Genomic DNA, 20,038 nt, shown 5'->3' on the forward strand with positions numbered 1-20,038 from the left:
GGCCCCTTTCCGGTATGCCCCATTGACATGAGCATGTGCTGGTCGTGAGCCTGTCGTCCGAAGCTTTCGTGGCAGACGACGCCCAGGGGGGCACATGAGGCACCGCGCGAGATCGATCCTCGCCGCAAGCGCATTCGTCTTCGGAACCACACTGGCCGCACTACCCGCAGCGGCCCAGGCCCAGCCCGGTGCGGCGGACCGGTCCGCCGCCGACGAGGTGCGGGTCTACGACGCCGACATCACCAAGGAGCAGGTCCCGCTGGTCCTGGCGGCCGGCCAGGACGCGCACGAGCTCTCCGAACGCGCCCCGGAGACCGGGACCGCCAAGGTCGAGCTCTTCCTCACCGGCGGGCAGGCCAAGGAACTGGCGGCCCAGGGGATCAAGCTCGCCGAACGCAAGGTCCCGGCCAAGGCCGCGGCGCGCTCGCTGGCGGCCGGCGACGGGGTCTTCCGCCCGTACAGCGGCAAGGGCGGGCTCCAGGAGGAGATCCTGCGCACCGCCCAGGAGAACCCGGGCCTCACCAAGGTCGTCTCCATCGGCAAGACCGTCCAGGGCAAGGACATCCTCGCCCTGAAGGTCAGCAAGAACGCCAAGAAGACCAGGGACGGCGGCAAGCCCTCCACGCTCTTCATGTCGAACCAGCACGCCCGTGAGTGGATCACCCCCGAGATGACCCGGCGGCTGATGCACCACACCCTCGACAGCTACGGCAAGGACCCGCGGATCACCAAGCTGGTGGACTCCACCGAGCTGTGGTTCCTGCTCTCGGCCAACCCCGACGGCTACGACTACACCTTCGCCCCCGACGGCCAGCGGCTGTGGCGCAAGAACCTGCGCGACAACAACGCCGACGGAAAGATCACCGCGGGCGACGGCGTCGACCTCAACCGCAACTTCACCTACAAGTGGGGCTACGACAACGAGGGCTCCTCGCCCAACCAGTCGAGCGAGACCTACCGCGGCGCCAAGGCCTCCTCCGAGCCCGAGACCGTCGCCCTCGACCGGTTCCAGAAGCGCATCGGCTTCGACTACGGCATCAACTACCACTCCGCGGCCGAACTGATCCTGTACGGCGTGGGCTGGCAGGTGGCCACCCCCACCCCCGACGACGTCGCCTACAAGGCGCTCGCCGGCACCCCGGAGAACCCGGCGGTCCCCGGCTACTACCCGCAGGTCTCCTCCGAGCTCTACACCACCAACGGCGAGGCCGACGGCCATGCCGCCAACGCCAACGGCATGATGATGTTCACGCCGGAGATGACCACCTGCCAGACGGCCTCCGCGATCGACCCGGACGACCAGTGGAAGCCCGAGGACTGCGCCTCCGGCTTCAACTTCCCGGACGACGAGAAGCTCGTCCAGGCCGAGTTCGCCAAGAACATCAACTTCGCGCTCTCCGTGGCCGAGAGCGCCGAACACCCGGACCGGCCGAAGTCCTCCCTGGGCCTGACCGCCGCGGACTTCACCCTGGACCCCTTCACCACCTCCTACGCGGCCCGCGGCGAGGACCAGAAGGTCGCCGTCACGGCCCGCAAGGCGCTGAAGGACAAGGAGCTCAACTACCGGATCAACGGCGGCCGCACCCACGACGAGGACCTCGAGGCCTGGAAGGGCGGCGAGACCTACGGCGGCGAGGACAACAACTGGTTCGACGAGTACCGCGCCGAGGTCGAGGGCGCCAAGCCCGGCGACAAGGTCGAGGTCTGGTTCACCGGCCGTGACCGCGGCAAGCAGGTCTCCAGCGAGCACTTCACGTACACGGTGGCCCAGCGGCCCCGCGCCGACGTGCTGGTGGTCGCCGAGGAGGGCGCCCCGGCGCAGCACGCGCAGGAATACGTGGACGCGCTGAAGGCCAACGGCAAGAGCGCGGCGGTCTGGGACGTGGCCGTCCAGGGCGCCCCGCACCACCTGGGAGCCCTCTCCCACTTCCGTACGGCCGTCCACTACACCGGGGCCAAGTCTCCCGGCGGCGACACCCAGCTGGCGGTACGCGACTACCTCAACGAGGGCGGCAAGCTGATCGAGGCCGGCGAGCTGGCGGGCGGCAACGCCCAGGTCGGCCGCGCCGTGACCAACGACTTCAGCCAGTACTTCCTCGGCGCCTACGGCCGCGCGGGGGTCACCGGCCCCACCGGCTTCACCGGCGCCGGCTCCCTTACCGGGGCCACGGGCGCCCTCGGCAACGCCACGGGCAACCCGCTCGACCGCCCCGGCTCCTACACGGTCACGTCCGACACCCTGCCCGCGGCGCAGTTCCCGCAGTTCAAGAGCGCGCAGGCGGGTCAGTACGCCGGAGTCGTGAACCCGTACGCCCCGTACGCCGGCGCGTCGATGGCCTCGGCCACGCACGACGACGACGACTGGAAGCGCCTCACCCGCACCATCGACCTCACCGGGGTCACCGCGGCCGACCAGCCGAAGCTCAAGATGGCGCTGAACTGGAACACCGAGGAGGGCTACGACCACGCGGTCCTGGAGTCCCGTACCGCGGGCGGCGACGACTGGACCACGCTGCCCGAGACGAACGGACTGACCACCACCACCGTTCCGGAGGAGTGCGGGGCAGGCTTCTTCATCAACGGCCACCCGTTCCTGCGCCGCTACCTCACCCTCGACGCCGGCGGCTGCACCCCGCAGGGCACCAGCGGCGCGTGGAACTCCTTCACCGGGTCCTCCGGCGGCTGGAAGCAGGCCTCCTTCGACCTGAGCGCGTACGCGGGCAAGACCGTCGAGGTCTCCCTCGCCTACGTCACCGACCCGGGCTCGGGCGGCCGCGGGGTCTTCGCGGACGAGGCCCGCGTATCGATCGGCGGCGCCGACCAGGCGGTCGAGGGATTCGAGTCCTCGCTCGGTGTCTGGACCGCCCAGGGCGCACCTGCCGGAAGTCCTGATGTTCCGGGCGATTGGTCCCGGTCGGGCGAGCTGTTCAAGTCCTACGCCTCCGTCACTACGCGTGACACCGTGCTCCTGGGCTTCGGCCTGGAGCACGTGCCGGCCGCGGCGGACCGCGCCGTACTCGTCGGTAAGGCGCTCCGCTCGCTGAACCACTGATCAGAGGCCCTGACCGCGCTCACCGTGAGTGACCGGGCACAAGGTCCCCGAGGTCCCGTACTCGTCCGAGAGTGCGGGGCTTCGGGGCGTGTCAGACGACGGTCGATGTCACTCCGAAGCTCACGGAGAGGTAGTGTCGTAAGCGGTCGGGGACATCCCATACAGCTCGCTGGCGGACAGGCCGGCGCACCAACGAGGAGATCGGTTCGTGACGATCCGCGTAGGCATCAATGGTTTTGGCCGAATTGGCCGCAACTACTTCCGGGCGCTCCTGGAGCAGGGAGCGGACATCGAGATCGTCGGTGTCAACGACCTGACTGACAACGCAACCCTGGTTCACCTCCTCAAGTACGACACGATCCTGGGCCGTCTCAAGGCCGAGGTCAGCCACACCGACGACACCATCACCGTCGGTGGCAACACCTTCAAGACCTTCGCCGAGCGCGACCCCGCGAACCTCCCCTGGGGCGAGCTGGGCGCCGACATCGTCATCGAGTCGACCGGCATCTTCACGAAGAAGGCCGACGCCGCCAAGCACATCGCGGCCGGCGCGAAGAAGGTCCTCATCTCGGCTCCGGCCAAGGACGAGGACATCACGATCGTGATGGGCGTCAACCAGGAGAAGTACGACGCGGCCAACCACCACGTCATCTCCAACGCCTCCTGCACCACCAACTGCGTGGCGCCGATGGCCAAGGTCCTCCTCGAGAACTTCGGCATCGTCAAGGGCATGATGACGACGGTCCACGCGTACACGAACGACCAGCGCATCCTGGACTTCCCGCACTCGGACCTGCGCCGGGCGCGCGCCGCCGCCGAGAACATCATCCCGACCACCACCGGTGCCGCCAAGGCCACCGCGCTGGTCATCCCGGAGCTGGCGGGCAAGCTCGACGGCATCGCGATGCGCGTCCCGGTCCCCACCGGTTCCGTGACCGACCTCGTCATCGAGCTCGAGCGCGAAGTCACCAAGGACGAGGTCAACTCGGCCTTCCAGAAGGCCTCCCAGGGCCAGCTGAAGGGCATCCTCGACTACACCGAGGACGCGATCGTCTCTTCCGACATCGTGAACTGGCCGTACTCCTGCACCTTCGACTCCTCCCTGACCATGGTCCAGGGCAAGAGCGTCAAGGTCATCGGCTGGTACGACAACGAGTGGGGCTACTCCAACCGCCTCGTCGACCTGACCGTGTTCGTCGGCGGTCAGCTCTAAGCACCAAGGCAGGCACCACGATGTGAGCACCGGGGCTCGGGCAGCGCGATGAAGCGCTGTACGGGCCCTGTTGCTTGCCTCGTACCCCTCTCGCCCGGCACGGGTAAAGTCCTGGGCTGGGAAAAGGAGTAGAAAACAGCATGAAGACGATCGACGAACTTCTCACCGAGGGCGTATCCGGCAAGCGGGTCTTCGTCCGCGCCGACCTCAACGTGCCGCTCTCGAACGGCGAGATCACCGACGACGGCCGGATCCGCGCCGTGCAGCCGACCATCGCGAAGCTCGCCGAGGCCGGCGCCCGCGTGATCGTGGCCTCGCACCTGGGCCGCCCCAAGGGCGCCCCGGACCCGGCCTTCTCGCTGGCGCCCGCCGCCGCCCGCCTCGGCGAACTGCTCGGCGCGGACGTCGCGTTCGCCACCGACACCGTCGGCGCCTCCGCCAAGGAGACCGTCGCGGGCCTCGCCGACGGCCAGGTCGCCGTCATCGAGAACCTGCGCTTCAACGCCGGTGAGACCGCGAAGGACGACGCCGAGCGCGGCGCCTTCGCGGACCAGCTCGCCGAGCTGGCCGACATCTACGTCGGTGACGGCTTCGGCGCTGTCCACCGCAAGCACGCCTCGGTCTTCGACCTCCCCGCGCGCCTCCCGCACGCGGCCGGCTACCTCATCGCCACCGAGGTCGGCGTCCTGAAGAAGCTGACCGCCGAGGTCAAGCGCCCGTACGTGGTCATCCTCGGCGGCGCCAAGGTCTCCGACAAGCTCGCCGTCATCGACGAGCTGCTCGGCAAGGCCGACCGCCTCCTCATCGGCGGCGGCATGGCGTACACCTTCCTCTACGCCAAGGGCTACGAGGTCGGCATCTCCCTGCTCCAGAAGGACCAGGTGGACGTCGTCAAGGAGTACATGGAGCGCGCCGCGAAGAACGGTGTCGAGCTGGTCCTCCCGGTCGACATCCTGGCCTCCAAGGACTTCCCGGACCTGAAGACCAAGGCCCCGGCGGACTTCATCACCGTCGACGCGGACAAGATCCCCGCCGACCAGGAGGGTCTGGACATCGGTCCCAGGACCCGCGAGCTGTACGCCTCGAAGATCGCCGACGCCGAGACCGTGTTCTGGAACGGCCCCGTGGGCGTCTTCGAGCACCCCGACTACGCCGGCGGCACCCGCGCCATCGCGCAGGCCCTCGTCGACAGCAACGCCTTCACCGTCGTCGGCGGTGGCGACTCGGCCGCGGCCGTGCGCACGCTCGGCTTCGACGAGAACGCTTTCGGCCACATTTCGACCGGTGGCGGCGCCTCCCTCGAGTACCTCGAGGGCAAGACGCTCCCCGGCCTCGCCGCACTGGAGGTCTGAACCCTGATGACTGAGAACACCGCCGGCCGTACCCCGCTGATGGCGGGCAACTGGAAGATGAACCTCAACCACCTCGAGGCCATCGCCCACGTCCAGAAGCTCGCCTTCGCCCTGGCCGACAAGGACTACGACTTCGTCGAGGTCGCGGTCCTGCCGCCCTTCGTCGACCTGCGTTCGGTCCAGACCCTGGTCGACGGCGACAAGCTGAAGATCAAGTACGGCGCCCAGGACATCTCGGCCCACGACTCGGGTGCTTACACCGGCGAGATCTCCGGCCCGATGCTCTCGAAGCTGAAGTGCGCGTTCGTGGCCGTCGGCCACAGCGAGCGCCGCCAGTACCACGGCGAGAGCGACGAGATCTGCAACGCCAAGGTCAAGGCCGCCTACAAGCACGGGATCACCCCGATCCTGTGCGTCGGCGAGGGCCTGGACATCCGCAAGGCCGGCCAGCAGGTCCCGTACACGCTGAGCCAGCTCGACGGCGGCCTCAAGGACATCCCGGCCGAGCAGGTCGAGTCCATCGTGATCGCGTACGAGCCCGTCTGGGCGATCGGGACCGGCGAAGTCGCCACCCCCGAGGACGCGCAGGAGGTCTGCGGTGCCATCCGCGGCCGTCTCGCGGAGCTGTACTCGCAGGAGCTGGCCGACAAGGTCCGCATCCAGTACGGCGGCTCGGTCAAGTCCGGCAACATCGCCGCGATCATGGCCCAGCCCGACGTCGACGGCGCCCTGATCGGCGGCGCGGCGCTGGACGCGGACGAGTTCGTCAAGATCGTCCGTTTCCGCGACCAGTGACGGTCATCGTGAGTATGCGGTAGGACGGATCCGTCGTACCCTTGCGGGGGCCAGCAGGCTGAACCAGCTGCTGGCCCCCGTGCTCGTAATCGGCACTGCGGGAACGCCGGTAAGCCAGTAAGCCAGGAAAGTAGGAATCAGCCGTGATTATGGGGTTCGAGATCGCCTTGGTCGTCTTCAGCGCCCTGCTGATGCTGCTCGTGCTGATGCACAAGGGCAAGGGCGGCGGTCTTTCCGACATGTTCGGCGGCGGTATGCAGTCGTCGGTCGGCGGCTCCTCGGTCGCGGAGCGCAACCTCGACCGCATCACCGTGGTGATCGGTCTGCTCTGGTTCGCGTGCATCGTCGCACTCGGTCTGCTCATGAAGGCCAACAGCTAACCGTTCTGGCCATTCCGCCGGTCCGGTCGGCTCCCCCCGGCCTATCATGAGGCCCGGCGTTCTTGTCTGGAATGGGTAACTCCATTCCTGGACGGGCGTTGGGCCTTACGTAGACTTGGGCGCCCGCGACGGAATCCACTCACGTTTCGCGGCACCATCACGCAGGGAGTTACGACCGTGGCAAGTGGCAACGCGATCCGTGGTAGTCGGGTCGGAGCGGGGCCGATGGGTGAGGCCGAGCGCGGCGAGTCCGCGCCCCGCCTGCGCATCTCCTTCTGGTGCTCGAACGGGCACGAGACGCAGCCGAGCTTCGCCAGCGACGCGCAGGTGCCGGATACCTGGGACTGCCCGCGCTGCGGGTTCCCGGCCGGCCAGGACCGGGACAACCCGCCCGCACCGCCGCGCACCGAGCCGTACAAGACGCACCTGGCGTACGTACGGGAGCGGCGGACCGACGCGGACGGCGAGGCGATCCTCGCCGAGGCGCTCGCCAAACTGCGCGGCGAGATCTGACGCGTTCCCACCGAACGGCCGAAGTGGCATCGGGCCCGGCCCGCAGGAGTCTTCTCTCCTGCGGGCCGGGCCGCTTTGTGTCGGTTGTGCCGCTTCCCATCCCTTAGGTTGGAACCGGCGGGGCACGACAGGACAGGAAGTGGGTTGATGTCCGAGATGAACGCAGACAGCCGTACGAGGCTTAACCGGATGCCCGAGTGGGCCGCACTCGGCAAGCACCGGGACGAGCTGGGGCAGACGCATCTGCGGGAGCTGTTCGAGGCGGATCCGGACCGGGGCGCCGGCTACACCCTGCGGGTCGGAGACCTGCACATCGACTACTCGAAGCACCTCGTGAACGACGAGACGCTGACACTGCTGCGCGAACTGGCCGCGGCGACCGGCGTGGCCGAGCTGCGCGAGGCCATGTTCCGCGGCGAGAAGATCAACACGACCGAGGACCGGGCGGTCCTGCACACCGCGCTGCGCGCACCGGCCGACGCGGTCGTCGAAGTGGACGGCGAGAACGTCGTACCCGGCGTCCACGCGGTCCTCGACAAGATGGCGTCCTTCGCCGACCGGGTCCGGTCGGGGGAGTGGACCGGCTTCACCGGCAAGCGCATCAAGAACGTCGTCAACGTGGGCATCGGCGGCTCCGACCTCGGTCCGGCGATGGCCTACGAGGCGCTGCGCGCCTTCTCGGACCGCGGCCTGACGGTCCGCTTCGTCTCCAACGTGGACGGCGCCGACCTGCACGAGGCCGTACGGGACCTGGATCCGGCCGAGACGCTGTTCATCATCGCGTCGAAGACCTTCACGACGATCGAGACCATCACCAACGCCACCTCGGCGCGGGAATGGCTGCTCGCGGGTGTCGGCGGCGACGAGGCGGCCGTGGCACGGCACTTCGTGGCGCTCTCCACCAACGAGGAGAAGGTCGCCGGGTTCGGCATCGACACGGCCAACATGTTCGAGTTCTGGGACTGGGTCGGCGGGCGCTACTCCTTCGACTCCGCGATCGGGCTGTCCCTGATGATCGCGATCGGTCCGGACGCGTTCCGGGAACTGCTCGGCGGATTCCACGCCATGGACGAGCACTTCCGCACGGCGCCCGCCGAGGAGAACGCCCCGCTGCTGCTGGGCCTGTTGGGGATCTGGTACGGGGCCTTCTTCGACGCGCAGTCGCACGCGGTGCTCCCGTACAGCCACTACCTCTCCCGGTTCACCGCGTACTTGCAGCAGCTGGACATGGAGTCCAACGGCAAGTCCGTGGACCGCGAGGGCAACCCGGTGGACTGGCAGACCGGACCGGTGGTGTGGGGCACGCCCGGCACCAACGGCCAGCACGCCTACTACCAGTTGATCCACCAGGGCACCAAGGTGATCCCGGCGGACTTCATCGGCTTCGCGCGGCCGGTCGGCGAACTGGCGCCGGCCCTGGCGGCCCAGCACGACCTGCTGATGGCGAACTTCTTCGCGCAGACGCAGGCGCTGGCCTTCGGCAAGACGGCGGACGAGGTCCGGGCGGAGGGCGTCGCCGAACCGCTGGTCCCGCACAAGACCTTCGCGGGCAACCACCCGACGACGACGATCCTGGCGACCGAGCTCACTCCGGCCGTGCTGGGCCAGCTGATCGCGCTCTACGAGCACAAGGTGTTCGTCCAGGGCGCGGTGTGGAACATCGACTCCTTCGACCAGTGGGGCGTGGAGCTCGGGAAGGTACTGGCCAGGCGGATCGAGCCGGCGCTCACCGACGGCACGGAGGTACCGGGCCTGGACGCGTCCACGCGCGCGCTGGTGTCCGCGTACCGCTCGCTGCGGGGCCGCTGACGGTAACCGTCCACCAACGCCGACAGGGCCCGCTCTCCCCGGGGAGAGCGGGCCCTGTCGTGTTCCACGGGGCCGGGCGGAGGGGTCAGGCGGAGGCCGGCGGGTACATGGCCGGCGGCAGCTTCGCGGCCGCCGCGCGGTCGAGGAGCCACAGGGTGCGGGAGCGGCCGTACGCGGCGGCCGCCGGCGCCTGGACCTCGCCCGCTCCGCCCAGCGCGATCGCCACCGCTCCGGCCTTGTCCTCGCCGGCCGCCAGCAGCCAGACCTCGCGGGCCGCCCGGATCGCCGGGAGGGTGAGCGAGATCCGGGTCGGCGGCGGCTTGGGCGCGCCGTGGACGCCGACGACGGTGCGCTCGCTCTCGCGGGACGCCGGGTGCTCGGGGAAGAGCGAGGCCACGTGGGTGTCCGGGCCCACGCCCAGCATCAGGACGTCGAAGCGGGGGACCGGGCCGTGGTCCTCGGGGCCGGAGGCCTTGCGGAGCTCCGCCGCGTAGGAGGCGGCCGCCGCGTCCACGTCGACCCCGTACGGGCCGTCGGAGGCGGGCATGGCGTGGACCCGGGCGGGGTCCACCGGGACGGAGTCCAGCAGGGCCTCACGGGCCTGCACGTGGTTGCGCTCGGGGTCGTCGGCGGGCACGTAGCGCTCGTCGCCCCACCACAGGTCGATCCGCGACCAGTCGATGGCGTCCCGGGCCGGGGCCGCGGCCAGCGCGCCGAGCAGGCCGTTGCCGTTGCGGCCGCCCGTGAGGACCACGGACGCGGTGCCGCGGGCCGCCTGTGCGTCCACGATCTTCGTGATCAGCCGGGCGGCCGCGGCCTGGGCCATCAGCTCCTTGTCCCGGTGGACGACGACCTGGGGAGTCGTCATACCCATGTGCTGCCGCCTTGTCGGTAGTTCTGAGTTCGGGTGCGGGTCCGGTTACCGCTGCGCGGAGCCTTCCCCCACCCCGCCCCTTCCCGAAACCGGGGCTCCGCCCCAGACCCCGTACGTGCGCTCCGCGCACGTGTCCTCAAACGCCGGACGGGCTGGCTAGATCCAGCCTCGCCGGCGTTTGAGGCGCGGGGTCTGGGGCGGAGCCCCAGGGAACGGGCGAAGGGCGGGTAGGGGACTGCCCCGCGCAGCGGCCCGTGCGTACTACTTCGCCGCGGCCTTCTTGGCCGGCTTCGCCGGAGCCGGCTTCGAGGCCGGGGCCTCGGCCTTGGCCGGGGCCTCCGCCTTCGCGGGAGCCGGCTTCGCGGGTGCGGGTGCGGGCCCGGCCGTGGGGGCCAGGCGGGCCACGCCGAACTTCAGCGAGGCCTCGTAGGTGTTGTCCGGGTCCAGGCGGCGGAGTTCCTCCGCCAGCAGCTCGGCCGTGTCGCGGCGCTTCAGCGCCACCGCACGGTCGGGCTGCCCCGGCATGCACAGCGTGGCCAGCGCCCCGTCGGCCCGGTCCAGGACGATCTCGCCGTCCTTGGTCTCCAGGCGCACCGCGGTGAGCCCGGGGCCCGCCGAGGAGGTGCGCTTGACGGGGACCTGGAGCCGGTCCGCGAGCCACATCGCCAGCAGCTCACAGCTCGGGTTGTCGTCCTCGCCCTCGACCGTCGCCGAGGACACCGAGTGGACCTGCTGGTCGAGCGCCGCCGCCAGCATGGAGCGCCACGGGGTGATCCGGGTCCAGGACAGGTCCGTGTCCCCGGGTGCGTACGCCGTGGCCCGGCTGCCGAGCGCCTCGATCGGATCCTCGGCGGAGTAGGTGTCCGTGATCCGGCGCTGGCCGAGCGAGCCCAGGGGGTCGCCCGCCAGGTCCTGCGGAGCACCCTCCGGCCACCAGACGACGACGGGCGCGTCCGGGAGGAGGAGCGGGAGAACCACCGACTGGGCGTGGTCGACCAGTTCGCCGTGCAGGCGCAGGACAACCGTTTCGCCGGTGCCGGAGTCCGTCCCCACGCGGACTTCCGCGTCGAGACGGGCGTCGCGGCGGCTGCGCGGCGAGCGGCTGACCCGCTTGATGACGACGACGATCCGCGAAGGGTGTTCGCGGGACGCGTCGTTCGCCGACTTGAGCGCGTCGTACGCGTTCTCCTCGTCGGTCACGATCACCAGCGTGAGCACCATCCCGATGGCAGGCGTGCCGATGTCCCGGCGCGCCTGCACCAACGAGGCGTTGATCTTGCTGGAGTTGGTCTCCGTGAGATCGATCTTCATGGCCGGCGCCAGCTCCGTCCGTCTCGTGCGAGCATCTCGTCCGCCTCGACCGGTCCCCAGGTGCCCGACGGGTACTGGGCGGGCTTGCCGTGCGTGTCCCAGTACCGCTCGATCGGGTCGAGGATGTTCCAGGACAGCTCGACCTCCTGGTGGCGCGGGAACAGGTTCGCGTCGCCGAGGAGCACGTCGAGGATCAGCCGCTCGTAGGCCTCGGGGCTGGACTCCGTGAAGGACTCGCCGTAGGCGAAGTCCATCGTCACGTCCCGGACCTCCATGGAGGTGCCCGGAACCTTGGAGCCGAAGCGCACCGTCACGCCCTCGTCCGGCTGGACCCGGATGACCAGGGCGTTCTGCCCCAGCTCCTCGGTCGCGCCCGACTCGAACGGCAGGTACGGGGCCCGCTTGAAGACGACCGCGATCTCGGTCACCCGGCGGCCCAGGCGCTTGCCCGTCCGCAGGTAGAACGGGACGCCCGCCCAGCGGCGGTTGTTGATCTCCAGGCGGATGGCCGCGTAGGTGTCGGTCTTCGACTTGGGGTCGATGCCGTCCTCTTCGAGGTACCCGACGACCTTCTCGCCGCCCTGCCACGCCGCCGAGTACTGGCCGCGCACGGTGTGCTTGCCCAGGTCCTCGGGCAGCTCCACGGCGGTGAGCACCTTGAGCTTCTCGGCCACCAGCGCCTTGGGGTGGAAGGAGCCGGGCTCCTCCATCGCCGTGAGCGCCAGGAGCTGGAGCAGGTGGTTCTGGATGACGTCGCGGGCCGCGCCGATGCCGTCGTAGTAGCCGGCCCGGCCGCCGATGCCGATGTCCTCGGCCATGGTGATCTGCACGTGGTCCACGTACGACCGGTTCCAGATCGGCTCGAACATCGTGTTGGCGAAGCGGAGCGCCAGGATGTTCTGGACGGTCTCCTTGCCCAGGTAGTGGTCGATCCGGAAGACCTCGTTGGGCGGGAAGACGTCGTGCACGAGCTGGTTGAGCTCCTGTGCACTGGTCAGGTCGTGCCCGAACGGCTTCTCGATGACCGCGCGCCGCCAGGAGCCCTCCTTCTGGTCCGCCAGCCCGTGCTTCTTGAGCTGGGCGACGACCTTGGGGAAGAACTTCGGCGGGACGGACAGGTAGAAGGCGAAGTTGCCGCCGGTGCCCTGCGCCTTGTCCAGTTCCTCGATCGTCGACTTCAGCGTCTCGAACGCCTGGTCGTCGTCGAAGTCGCCCTGGACGAAGCGGCAGCCCTGCACCAGCTGCTGCCAGACCTCTTCGCGGAAGGGGGTGCGCGCGTGCTGCTTGACCGCGTCGTGAACCTCCTGCGCGAAGTCCTCGTCCTGCCACTCGCGTCGGGCGAAGCCGATCAGGGAGAAGCCCGGCGGGAGCAGCCCGCGGTTGGCGAGGTCGTAGACGGCAGGCATCAGCTTCTTGCGCGACAGGTCACCCGTAACGCCGAAAATGACCAGGCCGGACGGCCCCGCGATGCGCGGGAGCCGCCGGTCCTGTGCGTCACGAAGCGGGTTCGCTCCGTTTACAGACAAAGTGTTCAGGCCTCCGTGGGGGCGAGGCGCTCAAGCTCCGCCTCGGTCGACTTCAGCAGGTCGTTCCAGGACACCGCGAACTTCTCGACGCCCTCTTCCTCGAGCAGCTGCACCACATCGTCGTACGAAATGCCCAGCTTCGCGACCGCGGCGAGCTCGGCGCGCGACTGCTCGTACGTGCCGCGGATGGTGTCACCGTCGACCACGCCGTGGTCGGCAGTGGCCTCCAGGGTGCCCTCGGGCATGGTGTTCACGGTGCCGGGGGCGACCAGGTCCACCACGTACAGGGTGTCCTTGTACGCCGGGTCCTTGACGCCGGTCGAGGCCCAGAGCGGACGCTGCTTGTTGGCGTGCGCCTTGTCCAGGGCGGCCCAGCGCTCGGTGGAGAAGACCTCTTCGTAGGCCTCGTAGGCCAGACGGGCGTTCGCGAGCGCCGCCTTGCCCTTGAGGGCCTTGGCCTCGTCGGTGCCGAGGGAGTCCAGGCGCTTGTCGATCTCGGAGTCCACGCGGGACACGAAGAAGGAGGCGACCGAGTGGATCTTGGAGAGGTCCAGGCCCGCGGCCTTCGCCTTCTCCAGGCCCGCCAGGTACGCGTCCATGACCTCGCGGTAGCGCTCCAGCGAGAAGATCAGCGTGACGTTGACGCTGATGCCCTTGCCGATGACCTCGGTGATCGCCGGCAGGCCGGCCTTGGTCGCCGGGATCTTGATGAGCGTGTTCGGCCGGTCCACCAGCCAGGCGAGCTGCTTGGCCTCGGCGATGGTCGCCGTGGTGTTGTGGGCCAGGCGCGGGTCGACCTCGATCGAGACCCGGCCGTCCTGGCCCTCGGTCGTGTCGTAGACCGGGCGCAGGATGTCGGCGGCGTCGCGGACGTCCGCCGTGGTGATCATGCGGATCGCCTCTTCGACGGTGACCTTGCGGGCGGCCAGGTCGGCGAGCTGCTGCCCGTACCCCTCGCCGCCGCTGATCGCCTTCTGGAAGATCGCCGGGTTGGTGGTGACCCCGACCACGTGCTGCTGGTCGATGAGCTCGGCCAGGTTGCCGGACGTGATCCGCTTGCGGGACAGGTCGTCCAGCCAGATCGCCACGCCCTCGTCGGAAAGGCGCTTCAGTGCGTCTGTCATGGGAATTGCATCTCCTACTGGTCTGGGTGCGGGAGTCAGCGCGCGGCGGCGGCGAGCGACTCGCGTGCGGCGGCGGTCACGGCTTCGGCGGTGAGGCCGAACTCGCGGTACAGCACGGCGCCGTCGGCCGAGGCACCGAAGTGCTCCAGCGAGACGATCCGGCCCGCGTCGCCGACGTAGCGGTGCCAGGTCAGGCCGATGCCGGCCTCGACCGCGACACGCGCCTTGACCGACGGCGGCAGGACGCTGTCCTTGTACTCCTGGGACTGCTCCTCGAACCACTCGACGGACGGCATCGAGACGACGCGCGCCGGGACGCCCTCGGCCTGCAGGGCCTCGCGGGCGGCGACGGCGAGCTGGACCTCGGAACCGGTGCCGATGAGGACGACCTGCGCGGGGCCGCTTTCGGCCTCGAACAGGACGTACCCGCCCTTGGCGGCGTCCTCGTTGCGCTCGTAGGTCGGCACGCCCTGGCGGGTCAGCGCCAGTCCGTGCGGGGCGCCCTTGCCGAAGACCTTGGTGTGGCGCTTGAGGATCTCGCGCCAGGCGACGGCGGTCTCGTTCGCGTCGGCCGGGCGGACCACGTTCAGGCCCGGGATGGCGCGCAGCGCGGCGACGTGCTCGACCGGCTGGTGGGTCGGTCCGTCCTCGCCGAGGCCGATGGAGTCGTGCGTCCACACGTAGGTGACGGGCACGTGCATCAGCGCGGAGAGGCGCACGGCGTTGCGCATGTAGTCGGAGAACACCAGGAAGGTGCCGCCGTAGATGCGGGTGTGGCCGTGCAGGGCGATGCCGTTCATGGCCGCGGCCATGGCGTGCTCGCGGATGCCGAAGTGGATGGTGCGGCCGTACGGGTCGGCCTCCGGCAGCGGGTTGCCCACCGGCAGGAACGAGGAGTTCTTGTCGATGGTGGTGTTGTTGGAGCCGGCGAGGTCGGCCGAGCCGCCCCACAGCTCCGGGATGACCGCGCCGAGCGCTTCGAGGACCTTGCCCGAGGCGGCGCGGGTGGCGACGCCCTTGCCGGCCTCGAAGACGGGGAGCTTGTCCTCCCAGCCCGCGGGCAGCTCGTTGGCGTTGATGCGGTCGAACTCGGCGGCGCGCTCCGGGTTGGCGGTGCGCCAGGCGGAGAACTCCTTCTCCCACGCGGCGCGGGCCTCGCGGCCCCGGTCGCCGAGGGCGCGGGTGTGCGCGATGACCGCGTCGGAGACCTCGAAGGTCTGCTCCGGGTCGAAGCCGAGCACGCGCTTGGTGGCGGCGACCTCGTCGTTGCCGAGGGCCGAGCCGTGCGAGGCCTCGGTGCCCTGGGCATGCGGGGCCGGCCAGGCGATGATCGAGCGGGCGGCGATGAAGGAGGGGCGCTCCGTCTCGGCCTTGGCGGCCTGCAGCGCGGTGAACAGCGCCTTCGGGTCGAGGTCGCCGTTCTCCTGCTGCGCGACGCGCTGGACGTGCCAGCCGTACGCCTCGTAACGCCCCAGGGTGTCCTCGGAGACGGCCGTCTCCGTGTCGCCCTCGATGGAGATGTGGTTGTCGTCCCACAGCAGCACCAGGTTGCCGAGCTTCTGGTGGCCGGCCAGCGCGGACGCCTCGTGGGAGATGCCCTCCTGGAGGCAGCCGTCGCCCGCGATCGCGTAGACCATGTGGTCGAAGGGGGAGGCGCCGGTGGGGGCCTCGGGGTCGAACAGGCCGCGCTCGTAGCGGGCGGCCATGGCCATGCCCACCGCGTTCGCGATGCCCTGGCCCAGCGGGCCGGTGGTGGTCTCGACGCCCGCGGTGTGGCCGTACTCCGGGTGGCCCGGGGTCTTCGAACCCCAGGTGCGGAAGGCCTTCAGGTCGTCCAGCTCGAGCCCGAACCCGCCGAGGTACAGCTGGGTGTAGAGGGTCAGCGAGGAGTGACCGGCGGAGAGCACGAAACGGTCGCGGCCGACCCACTCCGGGTCCGCCGGGTCGTGCCGCATCACCTTCTGGAAGAGGGTGTACGCGGCGGGGGCCAGGCTCATCGCCGTACCGGGGTGGCCGTTACCGACCTTCTGGACCGCGTCGGCGGCCAGGATCCGGGCGGTGTCGACAGCACGCTGGTCCAGTTCGGTCCAGTCGAGCTCTGTGGTCGTCGGCTTGGTGCTCACCGTGGGTCAGGGCTCCTCTCCACATGTCTAGTCCCGGTGACGAACGGTGCACCGGCGCGATTCCGAGCCTACCCCCGCCACAGCGTGCAGCTATTCGAGTACCCGCGGTCCGCGCGTGACGTCTCAGCGCCGATCGGACCAACACGGGGCGACCGGGGGCGACCCCCGCGCGGGACGAGCCAATGGCTACGTCTAGAGTGGCGTGGTACGCGCAAGCCTTTACGCGACCTTCATGTTTAAAAGGTTCACGTCGGAGCTTGCTGGATTCTCTGTCAGGGGTGTGCGTGACGGCCGTCGAATCCCGTCCAGCGGGGGTGCTCGGGACGAGCCCCGGTCACCGGCCGTTCGGGGCCCGGGCCATGGCTTTCGTGGCACTGACCAAGCCACGGATCATCGAGCTTCTGCTCATCACGACCGTGCCGGTGATGTTCCTCGCCGAGCAGGGCGTGCCTTCGCTGTGGCTGGTCCTCGCCACTTGCTTCGGCGGTTACCTGTCCGCGGGCGGCGCCAACGCCCTGAACATGTACATCGACCGCGACATCGACGCGTTGATGGACCGGACCTCGGGACGCCCGCTGGTGACCGGCATGGTCAGCCCGCGCGAGTGCCTGGTCTTCGGCATCACGCTCGGGATCGCGTCCACCCTGTTCTTCGGGCTGCTGATCAACTGGCTGTCGGCCGCGCTCGCGCTCGGCGCGCTCCTCTTCTATGTCGTCGTCTACACGATGCTGTTGAAGCGGCGCACTTCCCAGAACATCGTCTGGGGCGGCATCGCGGGCTGCATGCCGGTGCTCATCGGCTGGTCGGCCGTGAAGAACGAGGTCTCCTGGGCCGCCGTCATCCTCTTCCTCGTCATCTTCTTCTGGACGCCGCCGCACTACTGGCCGCTGTCGATGAAGGTGAAGGACGACTACGCGCGGGTCGGCGTGCCGATGCTGCCGGTCGTGGCGGGCAACAAGGCCGTGGCCAAGCAGATCGTTCTCTACAGCTGGGTGATGGTGGCGGTCTCGCTGCTGCTGACCCCGCTGGGGTACACCGGCTGGTTCTACACCTCGGTCGCCCTGGTGGCCGGCGGCTGGTGGCTGTGGGAGGCGCACGGGCTCAACGCGCGCGCCAAGTCGGGCGTGACGGGCGCGAAGCTCAAGGAGATGCGGCTGTTCCACTGGTCGATCACCTACGTGTCGCTGCTCTTCGTCGCCGTCGCGGTGGATCCCTTCCTCCGCTGATCCGGTGGGCCGCCGGGCCGCTGATCCGGTGATCGGACGGTTTCCCGCGGGTGATCCTTCACCGGTGAACCTTCCTCCGCTCGTTACCGGCCGGTAGCATGCCCTTCATGGCAGACACCGAGGAGACCGCCGCCACGGCGGACAAGAAGCAGGACCGTACGGCCGCGAAGCTGGCCAAGCAGATCGGCGCGTTCGCCAAGCTGCACGGCGGCGCCGAGGGCCACCTCGCGCACATCGGCCAGGCGGGCACCCGGATCGTCCTCGTCGGCACCGACGGCGAGTGGGGCGACCTGGTGGCCCCGGCCTACGACACCGCGCGGCTCGCGACCGAGAAGGCCGGGCTGACCCTCCACGAGGAGTTCGACGGCGAGTTCGCCGCGCGGGTGCGGACGGGGCCGTACGAGTGGTCCCGGATGGCCGGCATGCAGCTCGGCGGAACCGCGAACCCCGCTGCCTGACCCGGTCGATCTTGGCTTGATCATTGGCTGGATCGTTTCCGCGTCACCCGCTCGGTCAACAGCACGAGCAACACCTCACACCCCGCTCACCCGTTAGGACGTGTGGAAGCCCCTTCCTCACGTCCGCAACGGGATGCCCGGATGATCGAAACGCCGCCCCTGGTGGACCAGTACTGCCAGGGAGTGCTCCGCACGGAGCTCGGCCTCGCCACCTTCGAGGCCCAGCTGATCCCCTCGGCCGGCCCGCCCGCCGCCGGCACCACCTTCTTCGACACGCAGACCGGCTTCGCCGTGCGCCGCTGGTGCCCGCCGCTGCTCGGGCTCGAACCGCACTGCACCCCCGTCCACTACCTCGCCCGGCGGCGCGAGCTGGGCGCCGCCGAGTCGGCCCGCCGACTGCTGCGCGGCTGCGGGGCCGGCGCCCGGCTCGTCGACACCGGGGTGCCCGGGGACCTCACCGGGCCCAAGGAACTGGCCCTGGCCGGCGGCGCGGAGGCCTTCGAGCTGGTGCGGCCCGAGCTGCTGGCCGAGCAGGCGGCGGACACCTCCGGGACCGTGGCCGCCTTCCTGGCCAACCTCGCGGGGGCGGTCCATCACGCCGCCGCCGGGGCCGTGGCCTTCACCTGCGGGGCCGGGGCGGGAGCCGGGGCGGGCGATGCGGCCGCCCGGGCCTGGGCGGCGGCCCTCGAAGCCGCGCCCGAGCCGCCCGGTCCGGGCGAGGTGCGGGGCGCGGCCGGGCGCTGGCTGGCCGGGCGCGTCAAGGGCGGGGCCGTACGGGACCCCGTACTGCTGCGGCACCTGGCGTGGAGCGCGGTGTCCTCGGGGCTGCCGCTCCAGCTGCACACGGGCGGGGAGCCTGCGGCGCCGGAGCGGCTGACCGGGTTCGTCCGGGCGACCGAGGGCCTGGGGGCGCGGCTGGTGCTGATCGGCGGGTACCCCCACCACCGGCAGGCCGCGCAGCTGGCCGCGGCCTTCCCGCACGTGTACGCCGACCTCGGCGCGGCGCTGGGCACCACGGGGGCCCGGGCGGCCGGTGTGCTGGCGGAGTGCCTGGAGACCGCGCCCTTCGGGAAGCTGATGTTCTCCGGCGGCGGCCGGCAACTGCCCGAACTGCACGCGGTGGGCGCGCTGGTCTTCCGGGAGGCGCTCGGCCGGGTGCTCGGCGGCTGGGTCGCCGACGGCTCCTGGTCCTGGCGGGACGCGGAGCGGGTGGCGGCGATGGTCGCGGCGGGCAACGCCCGCCGGGTCTACCGGCTGGACGAACGGGGCTGACGGGCCCGGCGGACGGGCCCGTGCCCGGAGGGCTAGACCGCGGCGAGCCGGGCGTCGTCCTGGACCGGGATCCCGGCCTGCTCGGACGGGCGCTCGCGCAGGCTCAGCGCCACCCGGAGCACCGAGATCCACACCAGGCAGGAGCCGAACATGTGGGCCGCCACGAGGGCCTCGGGCACGTCGGTGAAGTACTGGACGTAGCCGATGCCGCCCTGGGCGAGCAGCACGATCAGCAGGTCGCGGGCGCGCGCCCGGGTGTCCACGGGGGCGTCGACCACGCGCAGCACCAGCCACATCGCGACGGCGAGCGCGCACACCACCCAGGCGGAGACCGCGTGGACGTGGGCGGTGGTCGACCAGTCGAACGGCATCCGCCGGATCTCGCTGCTGTCGCCGGCGTGCGGGCCGGAACCGGTGACCACCGTGCCCGCCGCGATCAGCACGACGGTGGCCGCGAGCAGCGCCCAGGAGAGCTTGCGCACCGGACCGGGCACGCGCGGCCGGGCCGGGCCGTCACCCTCGCGGGTGCGCTGCCAGGTGATCGTCGTCACGGTGATCAGCGCGGTGGCGAGCATGAAGTGCCCGGCCACGCTGTAGGGGTTGAGGCCCGTCAGGACGGTGATGCCGCCGAGGACCGCGTTGCCCATCACGATGGCGAACTGGAGCCAGCCGAGCCGGGTCAGCGAGCGGCGCCACGGCTTGGCGCAGCGGGCGGCGGTGATCGCCCAGCCAACGGCCGCGCAGAGCACGTACGTCAGCATGCGGTTGCCGAACTCGATGGCGCCGTGGAAGCCCTGCTCCTGGGTCACGATCAGGCTGTCGTCGGTGCACTTGGGCCAGGTGTCGCAGCCGAGACCGGATCCGGTCAGCCGTACCGCGCCGCCGGTGACGACGATGACGACGCTCATGAGCACCGCTGCGAGCGCGGCCCGCTGGACGGTCCGGGGCGACGGCGTCCAGCGGCGGGCGAGATATGCGAGGGGGGTCAACACGGCGTTTATCGTACGCGG

The 20,038-nt window shown here is 70.3% G+C and carries 16 protein-coding genes; 10 read left to right on the plus strand and 6 right to left on the minus strand.

Going from position 1 to position 20,038, the window contains the following annotated elements:
* Nucleotides 1-94 precede the first annotated feature (94 nt).
* The 7 genes from AC3IX6_RS29010 (at nucleotide 95) to pgi (ending at nucleotide 9,114) form a co-directional block, all read left to right on the plus strand.
* Nucleotides 95-3,052 carry a M14 family metallopeptidase gene (locus tag AC3IX6_RS29010; RefSeq protein WP_489365987.1) on the plus strand — a complete coding sequence of 986 codons (2,958 nt, stop codon included), beginning with the start codon at nucleotides 95-97 and terminating at the stop codon, nucleotides 3,050-3,052.
* A 208-nt stretch (nucleotides 3,053-3,260) separates the two neighbouring features.
* Nucleotides 3,261-4,265 (plus strand): type I glyceraldehyde-3-phosphate dehydrogenase, encoded by a 1,005-nt coding sequence (gene gap, locus AC3IX6_RS29015; RefSeq protein WP_243338363.1) that lies wholly within the window; start codon nucleotides 3,261-3,263, stop codon nucleotides 4,263-4,265.
* A gap of 140 nt (nucleotides 4,266-4,405) precedes the next feature.
* A complete protein-coding gene (locus AC3IX6_RS29020; RefSeq protein WP_489365989.1) occupies nucleotides 4,406-5,617 on the plus strand; it encodes a phosphoglycerate kinase in 1,212 nt (403 codons plus the stop codon).
* A gap of 6 nt (nucleotides 5,618-5,623) precedes the next feature.
* Nucleotides 5,624-6,412, plus strand: coding sequence for a triose-phosphate isomerase (tpiA, locus tag AC3IX6_RS29025; RefSeq protein ID WP_489365991.1), 789 nt, complete (start codon nucleotides 5,624-5,626; stop codon nucleotides 6,410-6,412).
* A gap of 149 nt (nucleotides 6,413-6,561) precedes the next feature.
* A complete protein-coding gene (secG, locus tag AC3IX6_RS29030) occupies nucleotides 6,562-6,792 on the plus strand; it encodes a preprotein translocase subunit SecG (RefSeq protein ID WP_450909100.1) in 231 nt (76 codons plus the stop codon).
* A 177-nt stretch (nucleotides 6,793-6,969) separates the two neighbouring features.
* The gene (locus AC3IX6_RS29035; RefSeq protein ID WP_007263454.1) at nucleotides 6,970-7,305 is read left to right on the plus strand and encodes an RNA polymerase-binding protein RbpA; all 336 of its coding nucleotides are present in this window, start codon (nucleotides 6,970-6,972) and stop codon (nucleotides 7,303-7,305) included.
* A gap of 156 nt (nucleotides 7,306-7,461) precedes the next feature.
* A complete protein-coding gene (gene pgi, locus AC3IX6_RS29040) occupies nucleotides 7,462-9,114 on the plus strand; it encodes a glucose-6-phosphate isomerase (RefSeq protein WP_489371591.1) in 1,653 nt (550 codons plus the stop codon).
* 85 nt (nucleotides 9,115-9,199) lie between these two features.
* Here the strand turns inward: pgi and pgl are convergent, their stop codons facing one another.
* From pgl to tkt, 5 genes are all read right to left on the minus strand, one after another.
* Nucleotides 9,200-9,982 (minus strand): 6-phosphogluconolactonase, encoded by a 783-nt coding sequence (gene pgl, locus AC3IX6_RS29045; RefSeq protein ID WP_489365993.1) that lies wholly within the window; start codon nucleotides 9,980-9,982, stop codon nucleotides 9,200-9,202.
* A gap of 267 nt (nucleotides 9,983-10,249) precedes the next feature.
* On the minus strand, nucleotides 10,250-11,299 hold the full coding sequence (gene opcA / locus AC3IX6_RS29050; protein ID WP_489365994.1) for a glucose-6-phosphate dehydrogenase assembly protein OpcA: 1,050 nt from the start codon (nucleotides 11,297-11,299) through the stop codon (nucleotides 10,250-10,252).
* Entirely contained in the window at nucleotides 11,296-12,825 is a 1,530-nt protein-coding gene (zwf, locus tag AC3IX6_RS29055) for a glucose-6-phosphate dehydrogenase (protein WP_250742320.1), read from the minus strand. The genes opcA and zwf overlap by 4 nt, the downstream gene beginning before the upstream one ends.
* 5 nt (nucleotides 12,826-12,830) lie before the next feature.
* On the minus strand, nucleotides 12,831-13,949 hold the full coding sequence (gene tal / locus AC3IX6_RS29060; RefSeq protein ID WP_489365996.1) for a transaldolase: 1,119 nt from the start codon (nucleotides 13,947-13,949) through the stop codon (nucleotides 12,831-12,833).
* Nucleotides 13,950-13,984: 35 nt separating this feature from the next.
* A complete protein-coding gene (gene tkt, locus AC3IX6_RS29065; protein WP_489365998.1) occupies nucleotides 13,985-16,072 on the minus strand; it encodes a transketolase in 2,088 nt (695 codons plus the stop codon).
* Nucleotides 16,073-16,350: 278 nt separating this feature from the next.
* On the opposite strand from tkt, the gene AC3IX6_RS29070 reads away from it, so the two are divergent.
* The 3 genes from AC3IX6_RS29070 (at nucleotide 16,351) to AC3IX6_RS29080 (ending at nucleotide 19,028) form a co-directional block, all read left to right on the plus strand.
* Nucleotides 16,351-17,298, plus strand: a complete 948-nt coding sequence (locus AC3IX6_RS29070; RefSeq protein WP_399377343.1) for a heme o synthase — start codon at nucleotides 16,351-16,353, stop codon at nucleotides 17,296-17,298.
* A gap of 107 nt (nucleotides 17,299-17,405) precedes the next feature.
* Nucleotides 17,406-17,756: a hypothetical protein gene (locus AC3IX6_RS29075; protein WP_489366000.1), complete on the plus strand. Its 351-nt coding sequence runs from the start codon at nucleotides 17,406-17,408 to the stop codon at nucleotides 17,754-17,756.
* A 141-nt stretch (nucleotides 17,757-17,897) separates the two neighbouring features.
* Nucleotides 17,898-19,028, plus strand: a complete 1,131-nt coding sequence (locus AC3IX6_RS29080) for an amidohydrolase family protein (RefSeq protein ID WP_489366002.1) — start codon at nucleotides 17,898-17,900, stop codon at nucleotides 19,026-19,028.
* 32 nt (nucleotides 19,029-19,060) lie between these two features.
* On the opposite strand, the gene AC3IX6_RS29085 is transcribed toward AC3IX6_RS29080, so the two are convergent.
* Entirely contained in the window at nucleotides 19,061-20,029 is a 969-nt protein-coding gene (locus AC3IX6_RS29085) for a COX15/CtaA family protein (RefSeq protein WP_489371592.1), read from the minus strand.
* Nucleotides 20,030-20,038 lie beyond the last annotated feature (9 nt).

This window comes from Streptomyces sp. GL_141 (assembly GCF_057834385.1).